Below are 15,373 nucleotides of genomic sequence, written 5' to 3'. Positions count from 1 at the left end.
GGCAACGTTCGGCCATCGTCTCCGCCCGGTCCAGTAATCTGTCAATATCGATTCCCAGCAGTGCGGCTGGCACCAAGCCAAAATAGGAAAGAACTGAGTACCGTCCGCCGATGTCGGGTTGGTTTGTGAAGATTCGCCAAAATTGGCGTTCAGCCGCGAGTTTTTCCAGACTGGTCGAAGGATCTGTGATCGCGACGAAGTGTTCGCCCGCACGAGATCCTCGTACTCGCTGGGTATGTTCCCAAAAGTGTGCGAGTAGCGACATGACTTCGATCGTTCCGCCGGACTTGCTGGCGACGATGAATAACGTCTTGCCCGGCTCGATGGACTTCGTCACCTTCAGCACCCAGCCCGGCACAGTCGAGTCGAGTACCCAAAGTCTCGGGCATCCTGAAAAAGATCCGAACGAGGCACTAAGTACTTCCGGGCCAAGGCTGCTGCCTCCCATTCCAAGCAGCACGACATTAGTGATGCCGCGATCCCGAATTGATTTGGCAAAAGTGATGAGAGAGGGAACCTGCGCTCGCATCTCGCCGAGCACCGTCAGCCAGCCTAGTCGGTTGGTGATTTCGGTAGGTTCAGGGCTCCAGAGGCGATAGTCCCTCGCCCAGAGCCGATCGACGATACGAGACTCTTCAAGAAGGGTTTTCGACGAAGAAACTGCTTGAGCGGATGCTCCTGTGAGCGAGGCAGCGGTGACCATATCATTTCTATCTTAGGTAGGCGATGGAGAAAACGCAAACCTATCGACTCGATGAGTCCGAGGATCCCAGTCGGAGAAGGAAAGGCATCCCCTCTGTAGCGGCCCAGGCAATTGATTGAGCCTGGTTGGGGGTAAAGACGAGATTGATCGTGAGCCCGTCCGCTTCCGTGTCACCCGTCATGATGGTATGGGCGTATCCCTTGATCAATGTCCACCATTCACGCCCTTTGAACGCAAAAGGTTCCCAAAAGTTATCGGATGATCCCCGGATGACAAGTCGCATGGGGGGGGAGAAGCGCAAAACAAATTCCGTCGGCATGTCCTCAAGCGATATAGGGACTTGTTCTGCTCCTTGACCCGGGTCGATCTTACGTCGTGCAATCGGCGGTCGTTCCAATAGACGATATGGTCCGGTCGGTCCTCCCGAACCAAGCACAGACCACCGATTAATTGCAAAACGATGAAGCTCGATTCCTCTTGCTTTGACCAGCAGGACGCTTTCGGCGAGATCGACGATGACGTACGTTTGCGGACGGTTGGCTAGTTTGATCTCGTCCCCAAGGAGACGTATCGCATCTCGCAGAGCTTCGGGGTTGTCAGAATCTGGAACGGAAAGGACCTCGGATTCTGCTGCCCATGTTGGGGAAGGAAAGGAGAGGAGGACGATAGCGAGGGCGAGGAGAATCTGCATGGTTGGCTGCGTCTGAGGGGGTGCAGTTCAGAAAATCATAATCGGAGTGCCGACTTTAGCAAGATTGTAGACGGTTTTGAGGTCTTCATCATTGAGTCTGATGCAGCCATGCGTGACATTCTTGCCTAGTAAGCGGGTGTAGAGTGTGCCGTGGATGAAATAACCTTTTCCGAACCCGAGCGCGTATTCTCCCAATACGCCAGACTCGACGCGCTCTAGGTCGCTCGTAGGAATGTCACGCCCCTCTTCAATGAAGGCCCAATCCGGCTTGACCCATACGGGATTGACCAACTTGGATTGAACGGCAAACTCTCCGCGTGGTGTATCGAAGATCCACTGTCCCTTTGCCTCTCCCGGCTTGTCTAGCATTGTGCCGCTTCCAGTCGAGGCGATGGCGTCCAGGACGACCGCATCCCGCTGTTTTACATACAAATGGTTTCTTGCGGTATCGACCACAATGTATGGCTGCGAAGGCCTGAGGTGTGCCAATTGCTTGGTAAGCGAACGGTATCTTACTTTCAACGACCGGAGTACGGCGGGATCAACGGCGGCCGGCTGGGTGATCGAGGCGTTGGTTACAGACAGGCTGCTACTGTGAACCAATATCAAGAGGACCAGGCTTGCCAAGGTGAGGGAAAGAGAAAGCGCCGCTCGATACATAAATGGCTCAGGATTCATCCTGAAGCGTAGCAAGTTTGGCCAGTGCCAGCGCCACAGCATTCTGTTCGTTAAGCGTCCCGACTATCGTAACAGGTGTGCCCTTCCTAACTCGATTGAAAAGGGCAGCCATATGAGGATTCTCCAACATGATGCAGCCGAGAGTCTGAGCCATCAACTCGCTTTCGACTCCATGAATCTCGATCTGACCGCCGATACTTCGCCGTGTCGGGATATGGCCGGCCCTTCTTTCCCGCGAAAACCTTTTCTGATCTTCCTGATTAGGATAGTTCAAGGCGAGCGCCCGGTAAAATTGGGTCTGCCCTTGACCGCGTTTTTCGCTTACGTGATACCGGCCTTCGGGAGTCGCACCGTCACCTTGAAAGCGTTTCTCTCTGATGCCGTTGAAGCCCAACTTCACAGGGTATGATAAGACCTTCTTCCCGTCGCTGTAGAGGGTGATAGTTCGCTCCGCCTTACTGACGACGATGGCTGAAGCATGGTGCTGTTTTGACCAATCAATCGTCTGTTTGGCCATGTGCCGCCAATGGTTGATCCGGTCTCGACTTGCATATCGCCCTAATTCCCGATTGAGAGCGACGGCCTGCGCCTCAAGATTGAGAATTGCGCGATCCGACGCATCGAGAGATTGTTCATAATACCCTTGATCGTAAAAGGCTCTGGCTTGCTTGATGAGGAGGTCTGCCTCAACCGGTTTTCCTTCGAGCACCAACCGTCCTTCAATGGCGTCGACTTGTCCGTTGATCAGCATGGCTCGTTCCTCGACAAAAGTGAGACGTTGTTCAGCAGCACGACGGAGACGTTCTTGACGCTCAGTGAGACGCTCGAGTGTCAGAGTCCCTTCTTCTTTCAATTGACGGAGGGCGAGTTCGAGTTCGTTGGATTCCCAGGGCCAATGGATGATGTCCTCCTCTACCTCGGCTCTAACGCGCAGAGTCATTAACCGTGTCGCAAAGCTGGCGTATTCCTTCGGGGCGAATTCCGCAGCCCGAAGTTGTGTTAAGTTCTGATCGATGGACTCGACAGCCTCGATAAGTTCTTTTGGAATGGTCTGGGTGCAGCCGGCCAGGAAACCTGTGAAAGCCAGGGTGCCCAACCAGAGTCCAAGCCGTTTCATCTGTGAAAAAGATCGGGGCATGAAGGCTCTTTATCGATGCTCGGTTTACTTTTTCTTCGACCCGGGAGCGGTTTTCCCTTTGCCGATCTTTGCGAGGGCGGATTCGATCTCCTGCGAGATGGCCTGTCCCTTTTCCTGAATGGCCTTCGCTTTTGTCTGCGCTTCCAAGTAGTCCGACCTGTCAATCATCATTTGGACATCGTTGAGGGAGGCTTTGAGTGTCTCCACATCAGTCTTGATCGATTCCAACGCGGCACGATCCTTCCCAGCAGGCGCGCGTGCAACCAACTCGAGGGTGGATTTGATCGTATCCTGCGCCGTCTTGTGGGCTTGGGTGGCTGCAAATTTGGCTTCTTCCATCTTTTTCATAGATTCTGTCTTCACTCGTTCAGCCTCGGCTTTTGCATCGGCAGCCAACTGCTCGGCCCTACCGTAATCGCGCAGCAAGGAAAATTTTCCATCTTGGTCCGCTACTTCTTTCTTCATTGCCGCAAGAATTCCTTCAACCTTGGCGAAATCTTCCGGCAAATAGGTACCAGCACCGCTCTGTTCAGCGTCTTTCACGGCCTGCTCGGCCGCCGTGATTTGCTCGGAAGGAGGTTGCGTACAACCAGCGGCCATAACCATGATGCAGAGCACTGGGAGCAGTGATGTGAGAGTTTTCATGGCGGACCTCCTCCAAATGTGTGCCACATTGACCCAGACAGTCTGACTGTAATGCCAAAGTTAATGGCATTCGGACTGAAAGCAGCAAAATTGCTGCCAGCCTGTCTCATGCTTGATCAATGACCATAATAGCTTGCTACATCAATGGGTTAGAGAGTATTCCATTTGCTCTCCAGTTGCTCTATTGAACTGGCTCTGAGGCAGTGTAGTGCACGCTCAACCACTTTGAGCAGCAAAAACGCCTCAAGATATTGGCTTTTCAATACGTTAGAAAGGCATCAATTTGCCTTTAGTCCTCGATGAAAAGTGGGAATGGAAATCTCAATGAAGCCTAGCGGACTTTCTGTTCCTTGGTTTGACAGGGGGTAGACTGCCCCCTATAATGCAACGCTTAATTTAGGAATTTCTCAGAAGGGGTGATTGAATGTCTTTTACATTCCAACAGCCATCGAATCTCAAGAAAAAACGCGAGCATGGCTTCCGCAAGCGCATGAGCACAAAGAACGGTCGAAGGGTCCTGGCACGCCGGCGGGCTAAGGGCAGGGCTCGGTTGACGGTCTAGGCTTCACTCGCGATACCAGACTCGTTCGCAAGAACTCTTGCCCCCTCGTATTTTCCACGCAGGGATGTTCCTCTTATAGCATGATGATGAGGGTTCAAGGCCGTGCCCGAGGTGTAGGGGTTGATCGGCAGGGCGCCCCTTGCTGTAATTTCATAGAACGAGTCGAGTCATGTCTCACGGCGGAGCAGAGCGGTCTATCTTTCTTCGTGCCAGTCGTGACATCGAATACGTTAAACAACATGGCCGCCGTATTTCGACGGTTTTGTTTAACATGCTGGTGTGCGAGATAGACAGAAGAGGCAGCCGTGTCGGTATTGTGGTGGGAAAACGGTTTGGAATCGCGGTCCGTAGAAATCGCGCCAAGCGGCTGTTTCGCGAGCTAACAAGGCAGGTACAGACGGAACTGGTTTCCGGTCACGACGTACTGATATTTCCGAAAAGAGATGCATTGGATGTGTCTTTCGAAGAATTGAAAAGAGCGTGGATGAATACCTTCCGCCGGCAAGGGTTGATCCGTTCCCATTAAGGAAGTTGTGAAGACAATCTGCCTAACCCTCATCGCATGGTACCGGTACTGTATTTCCCCCTTCCTGGGGCAGGCCTGCCGTTTTGAGCCATCGTGTTCTGAGTATGCCGCCCTGGCCATTAGCCGGTTCGGGGTCCTGCGGGGAGTTGGCCTCTCGATCCTTCGCTTGCTAAAGTGTCATCCTTTTCATCCAGGCGGGTTCGACCCTGTCGAAAAGAAAGATTCAATTTTTCAAAAGGTTGCACGTTGACATGGAAAAGCGCGTCGTCATTTTTCTTGTTCTCTCCCTTGCGGTTATCCTTGGTTACGACTTTCTGCTCAAGCAATTGGGCGTGCTTCCACCTACCACTCCTGTCCAAGAAGGTTTGACGCAGGCAGCTCCTGAGTCAAAGATCGTCGCCGAATCTGCACACAAGGCTCCGGATGAGTCTGCTTCTGGCGCCTCCCCGGACATTGTGCAGACCAAGGAGAGCCCATCGGCAGGTTCTTCAGGATCGTCGGCTCCGGCTGTTGATCAAATCGTGACCATTGAAACGGATCTCGTGCGAGTTGGGATTGCGGCGAAGGGTGGCGTGATCTCCAGCTGGGAATTGAAGCAATATGAGACGTCACCGACTGACCGAAAGCCGGTCCAATTGGTGTATCAGGGGGCTAAATTCAAAGGGCCCTTGTCCGTTGTGACATCGAACGCGTCTCTTGAAAAAGCATTGAACGAAGGTCTGTTTACGGTAGAGAAAGATTTTTCTGTACTGGACGCGGGACAACCGGTCGGCCACGTCGTACTGCGATTTGAAGATCCAGCAGCGGGTCTTAAACTGGAAAAGAAACTGATCTTCCGCCACGACAGCTACCTCGTTGATGTCGCCATCACCGCGGAAGGTTTGTCCGATCCCTACGAGATAGTGCTGGGTACTAATTTCGGAATTGTGGAATGGGGAGACGGTTTCATTGGCCTCATTGGATCAGCGTTGCGAGTAGATGGCCAGGTCGAGAAGGAAACGCCAGACACTGAACTGGAACGGAAAGGCGTCGTGCAGTGGGTAGCCCTGCAGGATAAGTACTTCCTCTCCGTCCTGATGCCGCAGGAGGGGACTGCTGCACTGGTCAAAAAGGAGGGGGAGAAGTTGGTTTCCTCTAGCGTCAGAATGGCGCCGGTAGGAAGTGGGGCCACGAGTGTGCTGCAGTTATATGCAGGTCCCAAGGAATACGATACCCTGCGGTCTTTAAACGTGGGGTTGGAGGAAACCATCGATTTCGGGTGGTTCATCTTCGGCAGTTGGAGCGTCGTGAAAGCTGTTGCGAAGCCCTTATTCTACGTGCTTCGTTTCATCAACGAGTACACGCATAATTATGGTGTGACGATTATCCTTTTGACCATGGGCATCAAGATGCTTTTTGTTCCGTTGCAGTACAAGAGCTACAAATCCATGAAGCAAATGCAAGCGATTCAACCGAAGGTGCAGGGACTCCAGGAGAAATTCAAGGACGACCGGGATAAGTTGAACAAAGAATTGATTAAGTTATACCGCGACCACAAGGTAAATCCCGTCGGGGGCTGCCTGCCGATGATTCTGCAGATGCCGGTGTTTGTCGCGCTGTTCAACATCCTCTACATGACAATCGATCTCCGGCAGGCCCCGTTTATAGGATGGATTACGGACCTATCGGTCCAGGATCCGTACTACATTCTTCCAGTCGTCATGGGCGCGACAATGGTGATCACGCAGAAAATCCAACCGACGACGATGGATCCGACACAGGCGAAGATGATGTTGATCCTTCCCGTCTTTATGACGTTCCTCTTCATCAACTTTCCAGCCGGGCTCGTCCTGTATTGGCTCACGAACAACACGTTGCAAATCGTCCAGCAGCTTGTGACGGATCGTCTGATCTTTGCGCATAAACCATTGGTGCCGGAAGCGAGTAAATAACGATTGAGGCGACGGTGCGCGGTGCACTTGAGGATACGATCTGCGCGATCGCAACTCCTGTTGGTGAAGGTGGGATCGGGATTGTCAGGCTCAGTGGGCCTCAGTCGCTTGCTGTCGCCGAGACCGTGGTAAAACTGAGAACGAGGTTACCACTTCATTCGCTCGCGACTCATACGCTGCACCTTGCGGACCTGTGTATTCCACCCTCCTGGGCCAGAGAGAATTCTGGTCGCATCAAGGTATCACCGATTATCGACGAAGGACTCGTCGTGTACATGAAGGCGCCGCGATCTTTTACCGGCGAAGACGTTGTTGAAATTCATTCGCACGGAGGCGGCTTGATCCTCTCGTCTCTCTGCCGTGCCTGTGTTGGAGCGGGGGCGAGGCTTGCGGAACCGGGTGAGTTCACGAAGCGGGCCTTTCTTAACGGAAGACTTGATTTATCACAAGCTGAGGCCGTACTCGATACGATTCGAGCGAAATCACTTGCCGGACTTACGGTAGCCCAGCGTCAACTCCGTGGAGAATTGGCGAAGGAAGTTGGTGCTGCCAGGCAGGCGCTCCTTTCCCTTTTATCGCACCTAGAAGCCGGGATCGATTTCATTGAAGAAGATATAGCGTTCATGCCTCCAGCGGAGCTGAAACGTGTCATTGCTGAGGTGGGCGCCATGGTGCAAAGGCTGCAAGCTACGGCGAGGGAGGGTCGACTATTGCGCGACGGAGCCCGCGTTGTCATTGTAGGTCGGCCAAACGTGGGTAAATCGAGTCTGTTGAATCGGTTGTTGGGGGAAGATCGCGCCATAGTGACGGAGTTTCCGGGGACGACAAGAGATTCCATCGAAGAGTCCCTGAGCCTCGGAGGTCTGAGGGCACACGTTGTCGATACCGCCGGGATACGTGATACCGGAGACGCGATTGAGCTTGAAGGTATAAGGCGGTCCCGTGCGGCACAGTCGGAGGCAGATCTGCAATTGGTAGTGGTTGATGGAAGCGTTCCGCTGTCACGTGATGATGATGCATTGATTGAGGGGGCCCAGGGTTCGAAGCACATTGTTGTGATTAATAAGGCCGATCTGGACATCCAAATCTCACCGGCAATGGTGGGGATGGAGGCGAACTGTGTGACGATCTCGGCGAGGACTGGTGAGGGGATTGCGGATTTAAAGGAAGCGATTCGAGTGCAACTAGTGGGCCCTGGGGGCGAGCCAAGGGACGGTGTCATGGTGACCAATGTCCGACATCAGACAGCACTCATACGCGCGGGAGACTCCTTACGTCAGGCGTCGGAATCTTGCGAGGCAGGTGCGGCTTGTGAACTTGTGGCGCTCGATGTCCGAGCGGCGGCCGATGCATTGGGCGAGATCACGGGGGAAATCACGACGGACGAAGTTTTAGATAAGATTTTCTCCGAATTCTGTATCGGGAAGTAATAATGACAAATGCATATGACGTCATTGTCGTTGGCGGAGGTCATGCAGGCTGTGAGGCCTGCCTGGCAGCGGCACGGATGGGAGCGCGTACCCTTTTGCTGACGATGGATGTCGCCCGGGTGGCTCAGATGTCCTGCAATCCTGCCATTGGTGGGATTGCAAAAGGTCATCTAGTAAAGGAAATAGACGCCCTTGGCGGGGAAATGGCGCGCAACACGGACCGGGCCGGCATTCAGTTCCGCTTTATCAACACCAGCAAGGGTCCTGCTGTTCGTGCGCTTCGAGCACAATGCGACAAAGGCCTTTACCGAGAGGCTATGAGAGCGACGATTGAAGGCCAATCGAGCCTGACGATCGCTCAGGGCACAGTAGACCGACTCCTCATCAAATCCGGTCGGGTAACCGGTATTGTCACGAATGAGGGCGATCAGATTGCGGCGAGAGCCGTCATTCTGACATCAGGTACATTCCTTAAGGGACTTATCCATATCGGCCTGAACCGTTTCCCGGCCGGCCGGGCAGGAGAAGCCTCGGCCGAGCATCTGTCGGACTGCATGCGCGACTTGGGGTTCGAAGTCGGCCGGCTGAAAACAGGGACTCCTCCTCGGCTAGACCGAGATACGATCAACTTTTCCGTTATGAGCACACAGCCTGGTGACGATCCTCCTCCACCATTCTCGTACAGAACGGATCGCATCACGGTTCCGCAACGGGATTGTTATTTGACCCATACCAATCAGAAGACGCACGATATCATCCGCGACAATCTTGATCGATCGCCATTGTACAGCGGAGTGATTGAATCGACTGGCCCGAGATATTGCCCGTCTATCGAAGACAAAGTCGTACGATTCGCTGAGAAACAGCGGCATCAGATTTTTGTCGAGCCGGAAGGTCTCGATACGGTCGAGTTCTATCCGAACGGAATATCCACCAGTCTTCCCGTAGATGTGCAGGCGGATTTGTTAAAAACAATTCCGGGCTTAGAGCGGGCTCGTATGCTCAAACCTGGTTATGCGATCGAATACGATTACTTTCCTCCGAGACAGCTTCATCCCACGCTGGAAACGAAATTAGTCGAAGGTCTCTATCACGCAGGACAGATCAATGGGACATCAGGATACGAGGAAGCGGCGGCGCAAGGCCTCATGGCCGGTATCAACGCTGTGCTCAAGCTGCAAAACCGCCAGCCGCTGCTACTTGATCGTTCACAGGCGTACATTGGTGTGCTCATCGACGATCTCATCACCAAGGACGCGCGAGAGCCATACCGCATGTTCACTTCTCGAGCGGAGTACCGTCTCCTGTTACGCCATGGCAATGCGGACCTCAGGCTTATGGATGCCGGACGTCAAATCGGACTCATACCAGACGAGGTCTATCGTAAGTTCGTGCAGAAGAAAGACTATATAAATCAAGAGGTTGAACGACTTGAGGAGATGAGGCCAAAGCTTACAGATGAAGTGAGAGCTAAGCTCGTTGGAGCTAATATTGATGATGTTTCAGGGCCCTGTACGGTTGGTCAACTATTGCGGCGTCAGGGCGTGACCTATGAAAAGCTGTTAAGAGGTCTTGGTATGCATGCAACGCAAGATGATGAAATTATTGAAGAAATAGAAATACAAATCAAGTACTCAGGGTACATAAAGCGTCAGCTACAGCAAGTAGGGAGATTCAAAAAATTTGAGACAAGACTGATACCTGACGATTTTCCCTATGACGATGTTTTAGGATTTTCGGCAGAAGTCCGCGAGAAACTCAAGAAGGTACGCCCTGCTTCGATCGGCCAGGCTTCTCGGATTTCCGGCGTTACACCGGCTGCTCTTTCACTCCTTCTGGTATCCGTCCAAAAAATGAAATACGAAAGAGATCTATCCAGGAGCCAGGCTCATTTTGATTGATACCACTGGAGTAGCCAAGAGAAGCCTTGACCTAAATTTTTATTTCACGTAATTGTTCCACGTGGAACATGAGCAATCGTTGCGTGAATTTCTTGTTCATTCCGTCTCTGAATTGGGATTAAGTCTCGTCGAGCACCAGGTTGAGCAATTCATACAGTACCTTGCCAAGCTGATCCAATGGAACGAAGTTACGAATTTAACGAGTGTGACAGACCATCGAGAGGTGATCATTAAACACTTCGTAGACTCATTAGCCCTCTTGGCAAAATTTGATATTCCACAGAACACATTTCTCATAGATATAGGCGCAGGAGCTGGGTTTCCTGGCATTCCAATAAAAATCCTTCGGAAGGACATCAGGGTAACCCTCGTGGAGCCTATAAGAAAGAAATGCTCGTTCCTTCAAACAATCATCGGTCTTCTTAAGCTTGATGATATATCCGTTTTTGTTGGTACGCTCCAGCAGTATGCAGGACGGGCAACATTATCGGATCGCGCCGATATTATGACGGCTAGGGCCATCAGATTCGAAGATGTTGAAGAATCTGCGGCAGCAGCTCTGAAAGATACAGGCAGGGTCTATCTCTTTAAAGCGGACACCTTTGAATCGCTCACGAAGGAGGGCGTTTTCCATAAACAAAGGGAAAGGCATTTTTCATTGCCGATGCATCATGGTGAACGGGTGATTATCGAATTGTCTCGATCAACAGCTGCCTAGACTCGAGATGAAGATGTTCCACGTGGAACATTGCTCTTACTTCTAGCTAATTCTGGGTAAATAGTGGCGCGAATAGTTGCTATAGCAAATCAAAAGGGTGGTGTTGGAAAGACCACAACTTCAGTAAACCTTGCGGCAGGCGTAGCCTTGCAAGGCAAGAGGGTTCTTCTCGTAGATATGGACCCTCAGGGAAATGCCACAAGTGGCGTGGGCGTGGATCCACGTTCTTTACAAGTAACCGTGTATAACTGTCTGATTAATTATGTAAAATTCGAAGATGCCGTTCGGCAGACAGAGGTCAGCGGATTGTCGCTTTTGCCAGCAAATGCTGACTTGGCCGGTGCGGAGATAGAGCTTGTCAATGTGGAAGAGCGTGAAAAATTATTAAGACATTTCTTAAAGGGCGTAGAGGATTTGTTCGACGTTATTCTTCTAGACTGTCCTCCGGCTCTCGGAATATTGACAGTGAACGCACTGGTTGCTGCAAGGTCTGTCCTCATTCCAGTTCAATGTGAATACTATGCGATGGAAGGGCTAAGCCGTTTGATCAACAGTGTCGACCGTGTCCAGCAATCACTGAATCCTGGACTTACTATGGAAGGCATCGTCTTGACAATGTACGATGCGAGGAATACGTTGGCGCGCCAGGTGGCTGACCAGGTTCGTGGACACTTTAAAGAGTTGGTCTATCAGACCATGATTCCGCGAAATGTGACGCTGGCAGAGGCCCCGAGTTATGGCCGGCCCGTATTGTTGTACAACGTTGCCTCAACCGGTGCGCAATCGTATCTTTCACTAGCGAAGGAGTTTATCAGCCATGGAGAAAAAGGCGCTCGGTAGAGGACTTGAAGCTCTGTTGCCAACAACCAAGCCAGCTCCTATGCCGGAACTTCCGGAGGTACAACATCTTCGACTCGACGCGATCGTCCCGAATCGCTACCAACCACGGCAAACATTTTCTTCCCAGGAACTTGCCGAGCTTGCGGCTTCTCTGAAACAAACTGGTCTGCTTCAGCCCGTTCTCGTTCGTCGAAAAGGCGATGGAATGTATGAACTTATTTCCGGTGAACGGCGATGGAGAGCCGCCCGTGAAGCAGGATTGGAAACCATACAAGCCGTCATTCGAAACTGCAGTGATGAAGAATCTATTCTACTCGCTCTGGTCGAAAATCTTCAGCGAGAAGATCTAAATCCAATGGAAACAGCAAGAGCTTATCAGCGAATGATGAACGAATTTGGACTGACGCAGGACGTTATTGCGCAGCGTGTTGGCTGTGAACGATCTTCAATTGCCAACATCGTTCGATTACTCAACTTGCCGGTCGAGGTTCAACAGCTAATTGAAACTGATCAATTATCAACAGGGCACGCAAAGGTCATTCTCGGCATCTCAAATCCAAACGAACAGGTGAAAGTCGCGCAACTTGTCATTGCGAAGAATCTTTCTGTTCGTGAGACAGAGCAAGTTCTCCAATCGTCTGTAATCGTTAAGAAACGGCGCTTGAGGGAGATCAAACAGTCGCCGTTTTCTGATGTTGAAGAACGTTTGCAGAAACGTTTCGGCACTAAAGTTACTATCATCAACGGTCGGCGCGAAGGAAAGGTTGTCCTTCATTATTTCTCACCAGCAGAACTTGATGGCTTGTTAGAGGCGCTTCTCCAGTAATTTCCTTACACATCCTCTTCTTCAGAATTCGTCAGGAGATAAAAGGCATATTTGTTGCTATTTGTCCTGACCGATGGCACTGTTTTATTCATCGCGCAAGTGCTGCCGTGTTTAAACGGCACTCTTTTGATGTTGTTCAATCTTCCTTTCGTTGGGGGGAGGCAGGCACATGTGGGGGCAAGAAAAGCAAGAGGGGAAACAAATGGCAGAATCAAACCCAGAAAACGGAGCAGAGGCACCTCGCTCCGGCAGTGAAGGCATGGATGACATTATTGCCTTTGTCGGCAAGGGAGTAGAGTTCAAAGGAACCATATCTTATAGCGGGACGGTGAGGATCGACGGCTTTCTCGACGGAGAGATTCACACTGACGGCGTCCTACTCATTGGAGAAGAAGCGGTTATTCAAGCCAAGGTGACAGCGGGGACGATCGTCTGCAAGGGGAAAGTCACCGGGGATGTTGTTGCACGAGAACGTGTGAAGCTCAGATCGCCAGCGGTGTTCAACGGCAGCATGAAGTCGCCGGTGCTCTCCATAGAAGACGGCGTCCTGTTTAACGGCGGTCTCGAAATGAGCCAGGGAATCCGTGAAATGGCACAAGGAACGACGCTGCAACCCGTAGGAGGGGCAGCAGCGCCTCCTAGTATCAAGAGGGTTAACGGGTAGGAATGTACCTAGCTATTTATACGTATACGGATGCGGTGTCAGTACAGATCGCGGGCATGTGATTAGGTAGGAAGGAGGGTGATATGTGGGCGCGCAAAGAACAGGTGACGTCGAGCGAGCCGGATTACGACAACTTTACTCTCCTGGCCAAGGACGTAGACTTCAAAGGAGTTGTGAACTTCGATGGTACCGTCCGCGTTGATGGACGGGTTGAAGGAGAAATCCACACGACCGGGACCTTGATAGTCGGTGAACATGCAACCATCAAAGGAGTTGTGTCCGCCGGTGTGGTGATGAACAGCGGCAAGATCACCGGGACGATCACTGCTGCTGAGAAGATACAAATCCTCAAACCCGGCGTCTTAGTTGGCGACATCAGGACTCCGTCGATTGCCATCGAAGATGGGTCGCAGTTTCAGGGGATGTGCGACATGGGTCTGCAAGCATCGATTGAGGCACAGGCCGTATCTCTCGCTTCCTAAAATCCCTTTAACACCATAATCAGGAAATCCCTCCATGATCCCCAAAGGGCTCTAGCCCTTTGGGCCGTCCGTCGGTACAATATCGCCTCTATGAGTAAACCCACTGTCCTTCTCGGTATGAGCGGCGGCGTTGATAGTTCTGTGGCCGCTTCGCTACTGGTAAAGCAAGGATACGACGTCTACGGCGTGACCCTCCAAGTCTGGGAACATGAAGACGAAACAGCCGCGGCTTCCAAGAAATGGCAGGAACGCGGTTGTTGCAAGGTGGGCATCGCAAAGTTCGTTGCCAAACAACTCGGTATCCCTCACGAAGTTGTCGACACCCGAGACGGATTTCGCAACGCAGTCATCAAGGATTTTCTCGAAGGTTATGCGGGTGGCACCACTCCAAACCCCTGTGTCCGTTGTAACGAGCGGGTCAAGCTAAAGGGGCTCCTGGATCTCGCACAATCGAAGGGCATCCAATATGTCGCGACGGGCCATTATGTCCGTATTCGAAGTGACAGCGGGAGCTGTCAAATTCTTACCTCTGTCGATCCTAAGAAGGATCAAAGCTACTTCCTCTACCGAATGAACCCAGCATGGCTTCCCCGGCTGCTCTTTCCCGTCGGAGGTATGCATAAGGCGGATGTCTGGAGAGAAGCTGAATTACTCGAGCTCCCGGCGGATGAACTAAAAGAAAGCCAAGAGATCTGCTTCGTCAGCCAAGGCGACTACCGAACCTTCATTGAAACAGAATATCCGGAAGCGAAGAAGCCTGGTGCGTTTGTCGATACACAAGGGCGTCACCTCGGCAGACATGATGGGATCGCCTTTTATACGCCCGGACAACGCAGGGGGCTTGGAATTGCTGTTGGCGAAAGACTCTATGTCCAGCAAGTTCAGTCCGCGACGAATATCGTCGTCCTTGGCAAGGAGGATGATCTCCTACGCCGGAGTTGCGAGGTGCGGGATCTCAACCTGTTCAACGAGGACCTAGTCACTGATTCCTCCAACGTAGAGGTAAAAATCCGATATGCAACTCCACCCTCACCAGCCACTCTTGAGCGCGTAAACTCTCACACGATCCGTATTCATTTCAAAACAGCGCAAAGGGCACTCAGTCCTGGACAATCCGCTGTATTTTATCGAGGTGAGCAACTGCTCGGTGGAGGCATCATTCAACCCTTCTCGTATTGACACTCCCTACCATCCAATGCTAACTTTGCGCGCCGCTTTTCGTGCCTTCTGCACGAAGGTAATTCGTGTGTCTAAAATAATGCTGAGTGGACCAAGACAGTGATAAAAATAGCAGTTGCGCGACGTTACGCCCAAGCACTCTTCGAGCTTGCTGATAAAACACAGATTGAAGCGATACGGGGTACTCTCAACGGCCTCGGTCAAGCGATCAAGGACTCAGCATCACTCCGCCACGTTGTAGCCTCACCCGCCTTCGGTGTCGAAGACAAGATTTCTGTATTGTCGGAACTCAGCCATCGTCTTGGCGGGACACCAACTGTGCAGGCGTTCCTAGCGCAACTTGTCAAGAAAAACCGAGTGGGATTTTTGCCGGAGATCGCAGAAGCCTTCGGGCAACTTGTGGACGAATCCAAGGGGACTCAGCAGATCACCGTCTCGTCCGCAACCGAATTGCCCCCG

At 52.0% G+C, this 15,373-nt stretch carries 17 protein-coding genes and 1 pseudogene; 13 read left to right on the top strand and 5 right to left on the bottom strand.

Features of this window, described 5'->3' with window-relative positions; translation table 11 throughout:
* The 5 genes and pseudogenes from ACWVCN_RS10955 to ACWVCN_RS10935 form a co-directional block, all read right to left on the bottom strand.
* Window positions 1-703: pseudogene (locus ACWVCN_RS10955) on the bottom strand (hypothetical protein); the annotation flags it as partial.
* A gap of 40 nt (window positions 704-743) precedes the next feature.
* Complete coding sequence (locus ACWVCN_RS10950; protein WP_455245734.1) at window positions 744-1,394, bottom strand: hypothetical protein; 651 nt, start codon at window positions 1,392-1,394, stop codon at window positions 744-746.
* 27 nt (window positions 1,395-1,421) lie between these two features.
* On the bottom strand, window positions 1,422-2,054 hold the full coding sequence (locus tag ACWVCN_RS10945) for a L,D-transpeptidase (RefSeq protein ID WP_455245733.1): 633 nt from the start codon (window positions 2,052-2,054) through the stop codon (window positions 1,422-1,424).
* 7 nt (window positions 2,055-2,061) lie between these two features.
* Window positions 2,062-3,210, bottom strand: a complete 1,149-nt coding sequence (locus ACWVCN_RS10940; protein ID WP_455245731.1) for a L,D-transpeptidase family protein — start codon at window positions 3,208-3,210, stop codon at window positions 2,062-2,064.
* 24 nt (window positions 3,211-3,234) lie between these two features.
* The gene (locus tag ACWVCN_RS10935) at window positions 3,235-3,855 is read right to left on the bottom strand and encodes a hypothetical protein (protein ID WP_455245729.1); all 621 of its coding nucleotides are present in this window, start codon (window positions 3,853-3,855) and stop codon (window positions 3,235-3,237) included.
* Window positions 3,856-4,279: 424 nt separating this feature from the next.
* Here ACWVCN_RS10935 and rpmH point away from each other — a divergent pair, with 424 nt between their 5' ends.
* The 13 genes from rpmH to ACWVCN_RS10870 all read left to right on the top strand — a co-directional run.
* On the top strand, window positions 4,280-4,417 hold the full coding sequence (rpmH, locus tag ACWVCN_RS10930; RefSeq protein ID WP_087473496.1) for a 50S ribosomal protein L34: 138 nt from the start codon (window positions 4,280-4,282) through the stop codon (window positions 4,415-4,417).
* 169 nt (window positions 4,418-4,586) lie between these two features.
* Entirely contained in the window at window positions 4,587-4,943 is a 357-nt protein-coding gene (gene rnpA, locus ACWVCN_RS10925) for a ribonuclease P protein component (RefSeq protein ID WP_455245727.1), read from the top strand.
* A 7-nt stretch (window positions 4,944-4,950) separates the two neighbouring features.
* Window positions 4,951-5,193 (top strand): membrane protein insertion efficiency factor YidD, encoded by a 243-nt coding sequence (gene yidD, locus ACWVCN_RS10920; RefSeq protein ID WP_455245725.1) that lies wholly within the window; start codon window positions 4,951-4,953, stop codon window positions 5,191-5,193.
* A gap of 1 nt (window position 5,194) precedes the next feature.
* Window positions 5,195-6,874: a membrane protein insertase YidC gene (gene yidC / locus ACWVCN_RS10915; RefSeq protein ID WP_455245724.1), complete on the top strand. Its 1,680-nt coding sequence runs from the start codon at window positions 5,195-5,197 to the stop codon at window positions 6,872-6,874.
* 14 nt (window positions 6,875-6,888) lie between these two features.
* Window positions 6,889-8,304: a tRNA uridine-5-carboxymethylaminomethyl(34) synthesis GTPase MnmE gene (gene mnmE / locus ACWVCN_RS10910; RefSeq protein WP_455245722.1), complete on the top strand. Its 1,416-nt coding sequence runs from the start codon at window positions 6,889-6,891 to the stop codon at window positions 8,302-8,304.
* Between the two features lie 2 nt (window positions 8,305-8,306).
* The gene (gene mnmG / locus ACWVCN_RS10905; protein ID WP_455245721.1) at window positions 8,307-10,205 is read left to right on the top strand and encodes a tRNA uridine-5-carboxymethylaminomethyl(34) synthesis enzyme MnmG; all 1,899 of its coding nucleotides are present in this window, start codon (window positions 8,307-8,309) and stop codon (window positions 10,203-10,205) included.
* Window positions 10,206-10,284: 79 nt separating this feature from the next.
* Window positions 10,285-10,923 carry a 16S rRNA (guanine(527)-N(7))-methyltransferase RsmG gene (gene rsmG, locus ACWVCN_RS10900; protein ID WP_455245720.1) on the top strand — a complete coding sequence of 213 codons (639 nt, stop codon included), beginning with the start codon at window positions 10,285-10,287 and terminating at the stop codon, window positions 10,921-10,923.
* 63 nt (window positions 10,924-10,986) lie between these two features.
* Window positions 10,987-11,763 (top strand): ParA family protein, encoded by a 777-nt coding sequence (locus ACWVCN_RS10895; RefSeq protein ID WP_455245718.1) that lies wholly within the window; start codon window positions 10,987-10,989, stop codon window positions 11,761-11,763.
* Window positions 11,741-12,589, top strand: coding sequence for a ParB/RepB/Spo0J family partition protein (locus ACWVCN_RS10890; RefSeq protein ID WP_455245717.1), 849 nt, complete (start codon window positions 11,741-11,743; stop codon window positions 12,587-12,589). Before ACWVCN_RS10895 ends, ACWVCN_RS10890 begins: the two co-directional genes overlap by 23 nt.
* A 202-nt stretch (window positions 12,590-12,791) precedes the next feature.
* Window positions 12,792-13,253: a bactofilin family protein gene (locus ACWVCN_RS10885; protein ID WP_455245715.1), complete on the top strand. Its 462-nt coding sequence runs from the start codon at window positions 12,792-12,794 to the stop codon at window positions 13,251-13,253.
* Between the two features lie 83 nt (window positions 13,254-13,336).
* A complete protein-coding gene (locus tag ACWVCN_RS10880; RefSeq protein ID WP_455245714.1) occupies window positions 13,337-13,735 on the top strand; it encodes a bactofilin family protein in 399 nt (132 codons plus the stop codon).
* 90 nt (window positions 13,736-13,825) lie between these two features.
* Window positions 13,826-14,914, top strand: a complete 1,089-nt coding sequence (mnmA, locus tag ACWVCN_RS10875) for a tRNA 2-thiouridine(34) synthase MnmA (protein ID WP_455245713.1) — start codon at window positions 13,826-13,828, stop codon at window positions 14,912-14,914.
* A gap of 99 nt (window positions 14,915-15,013) precedes the next feature.
* Window positions 15,014-15,373: F0F1 ATP synthase subunit delta (locus tag ACWVCN_RS10870; protein WP_455245711.1), on the top strand; the 360-nt coding region annotated here is incomplete at its 3' end.

It is taken from the genome of Petrachloros mirabilis, assembly GCF_975968855.1.
This window is presented reverse-complemented; position numbering and strand designations above follow the sequence as displayed.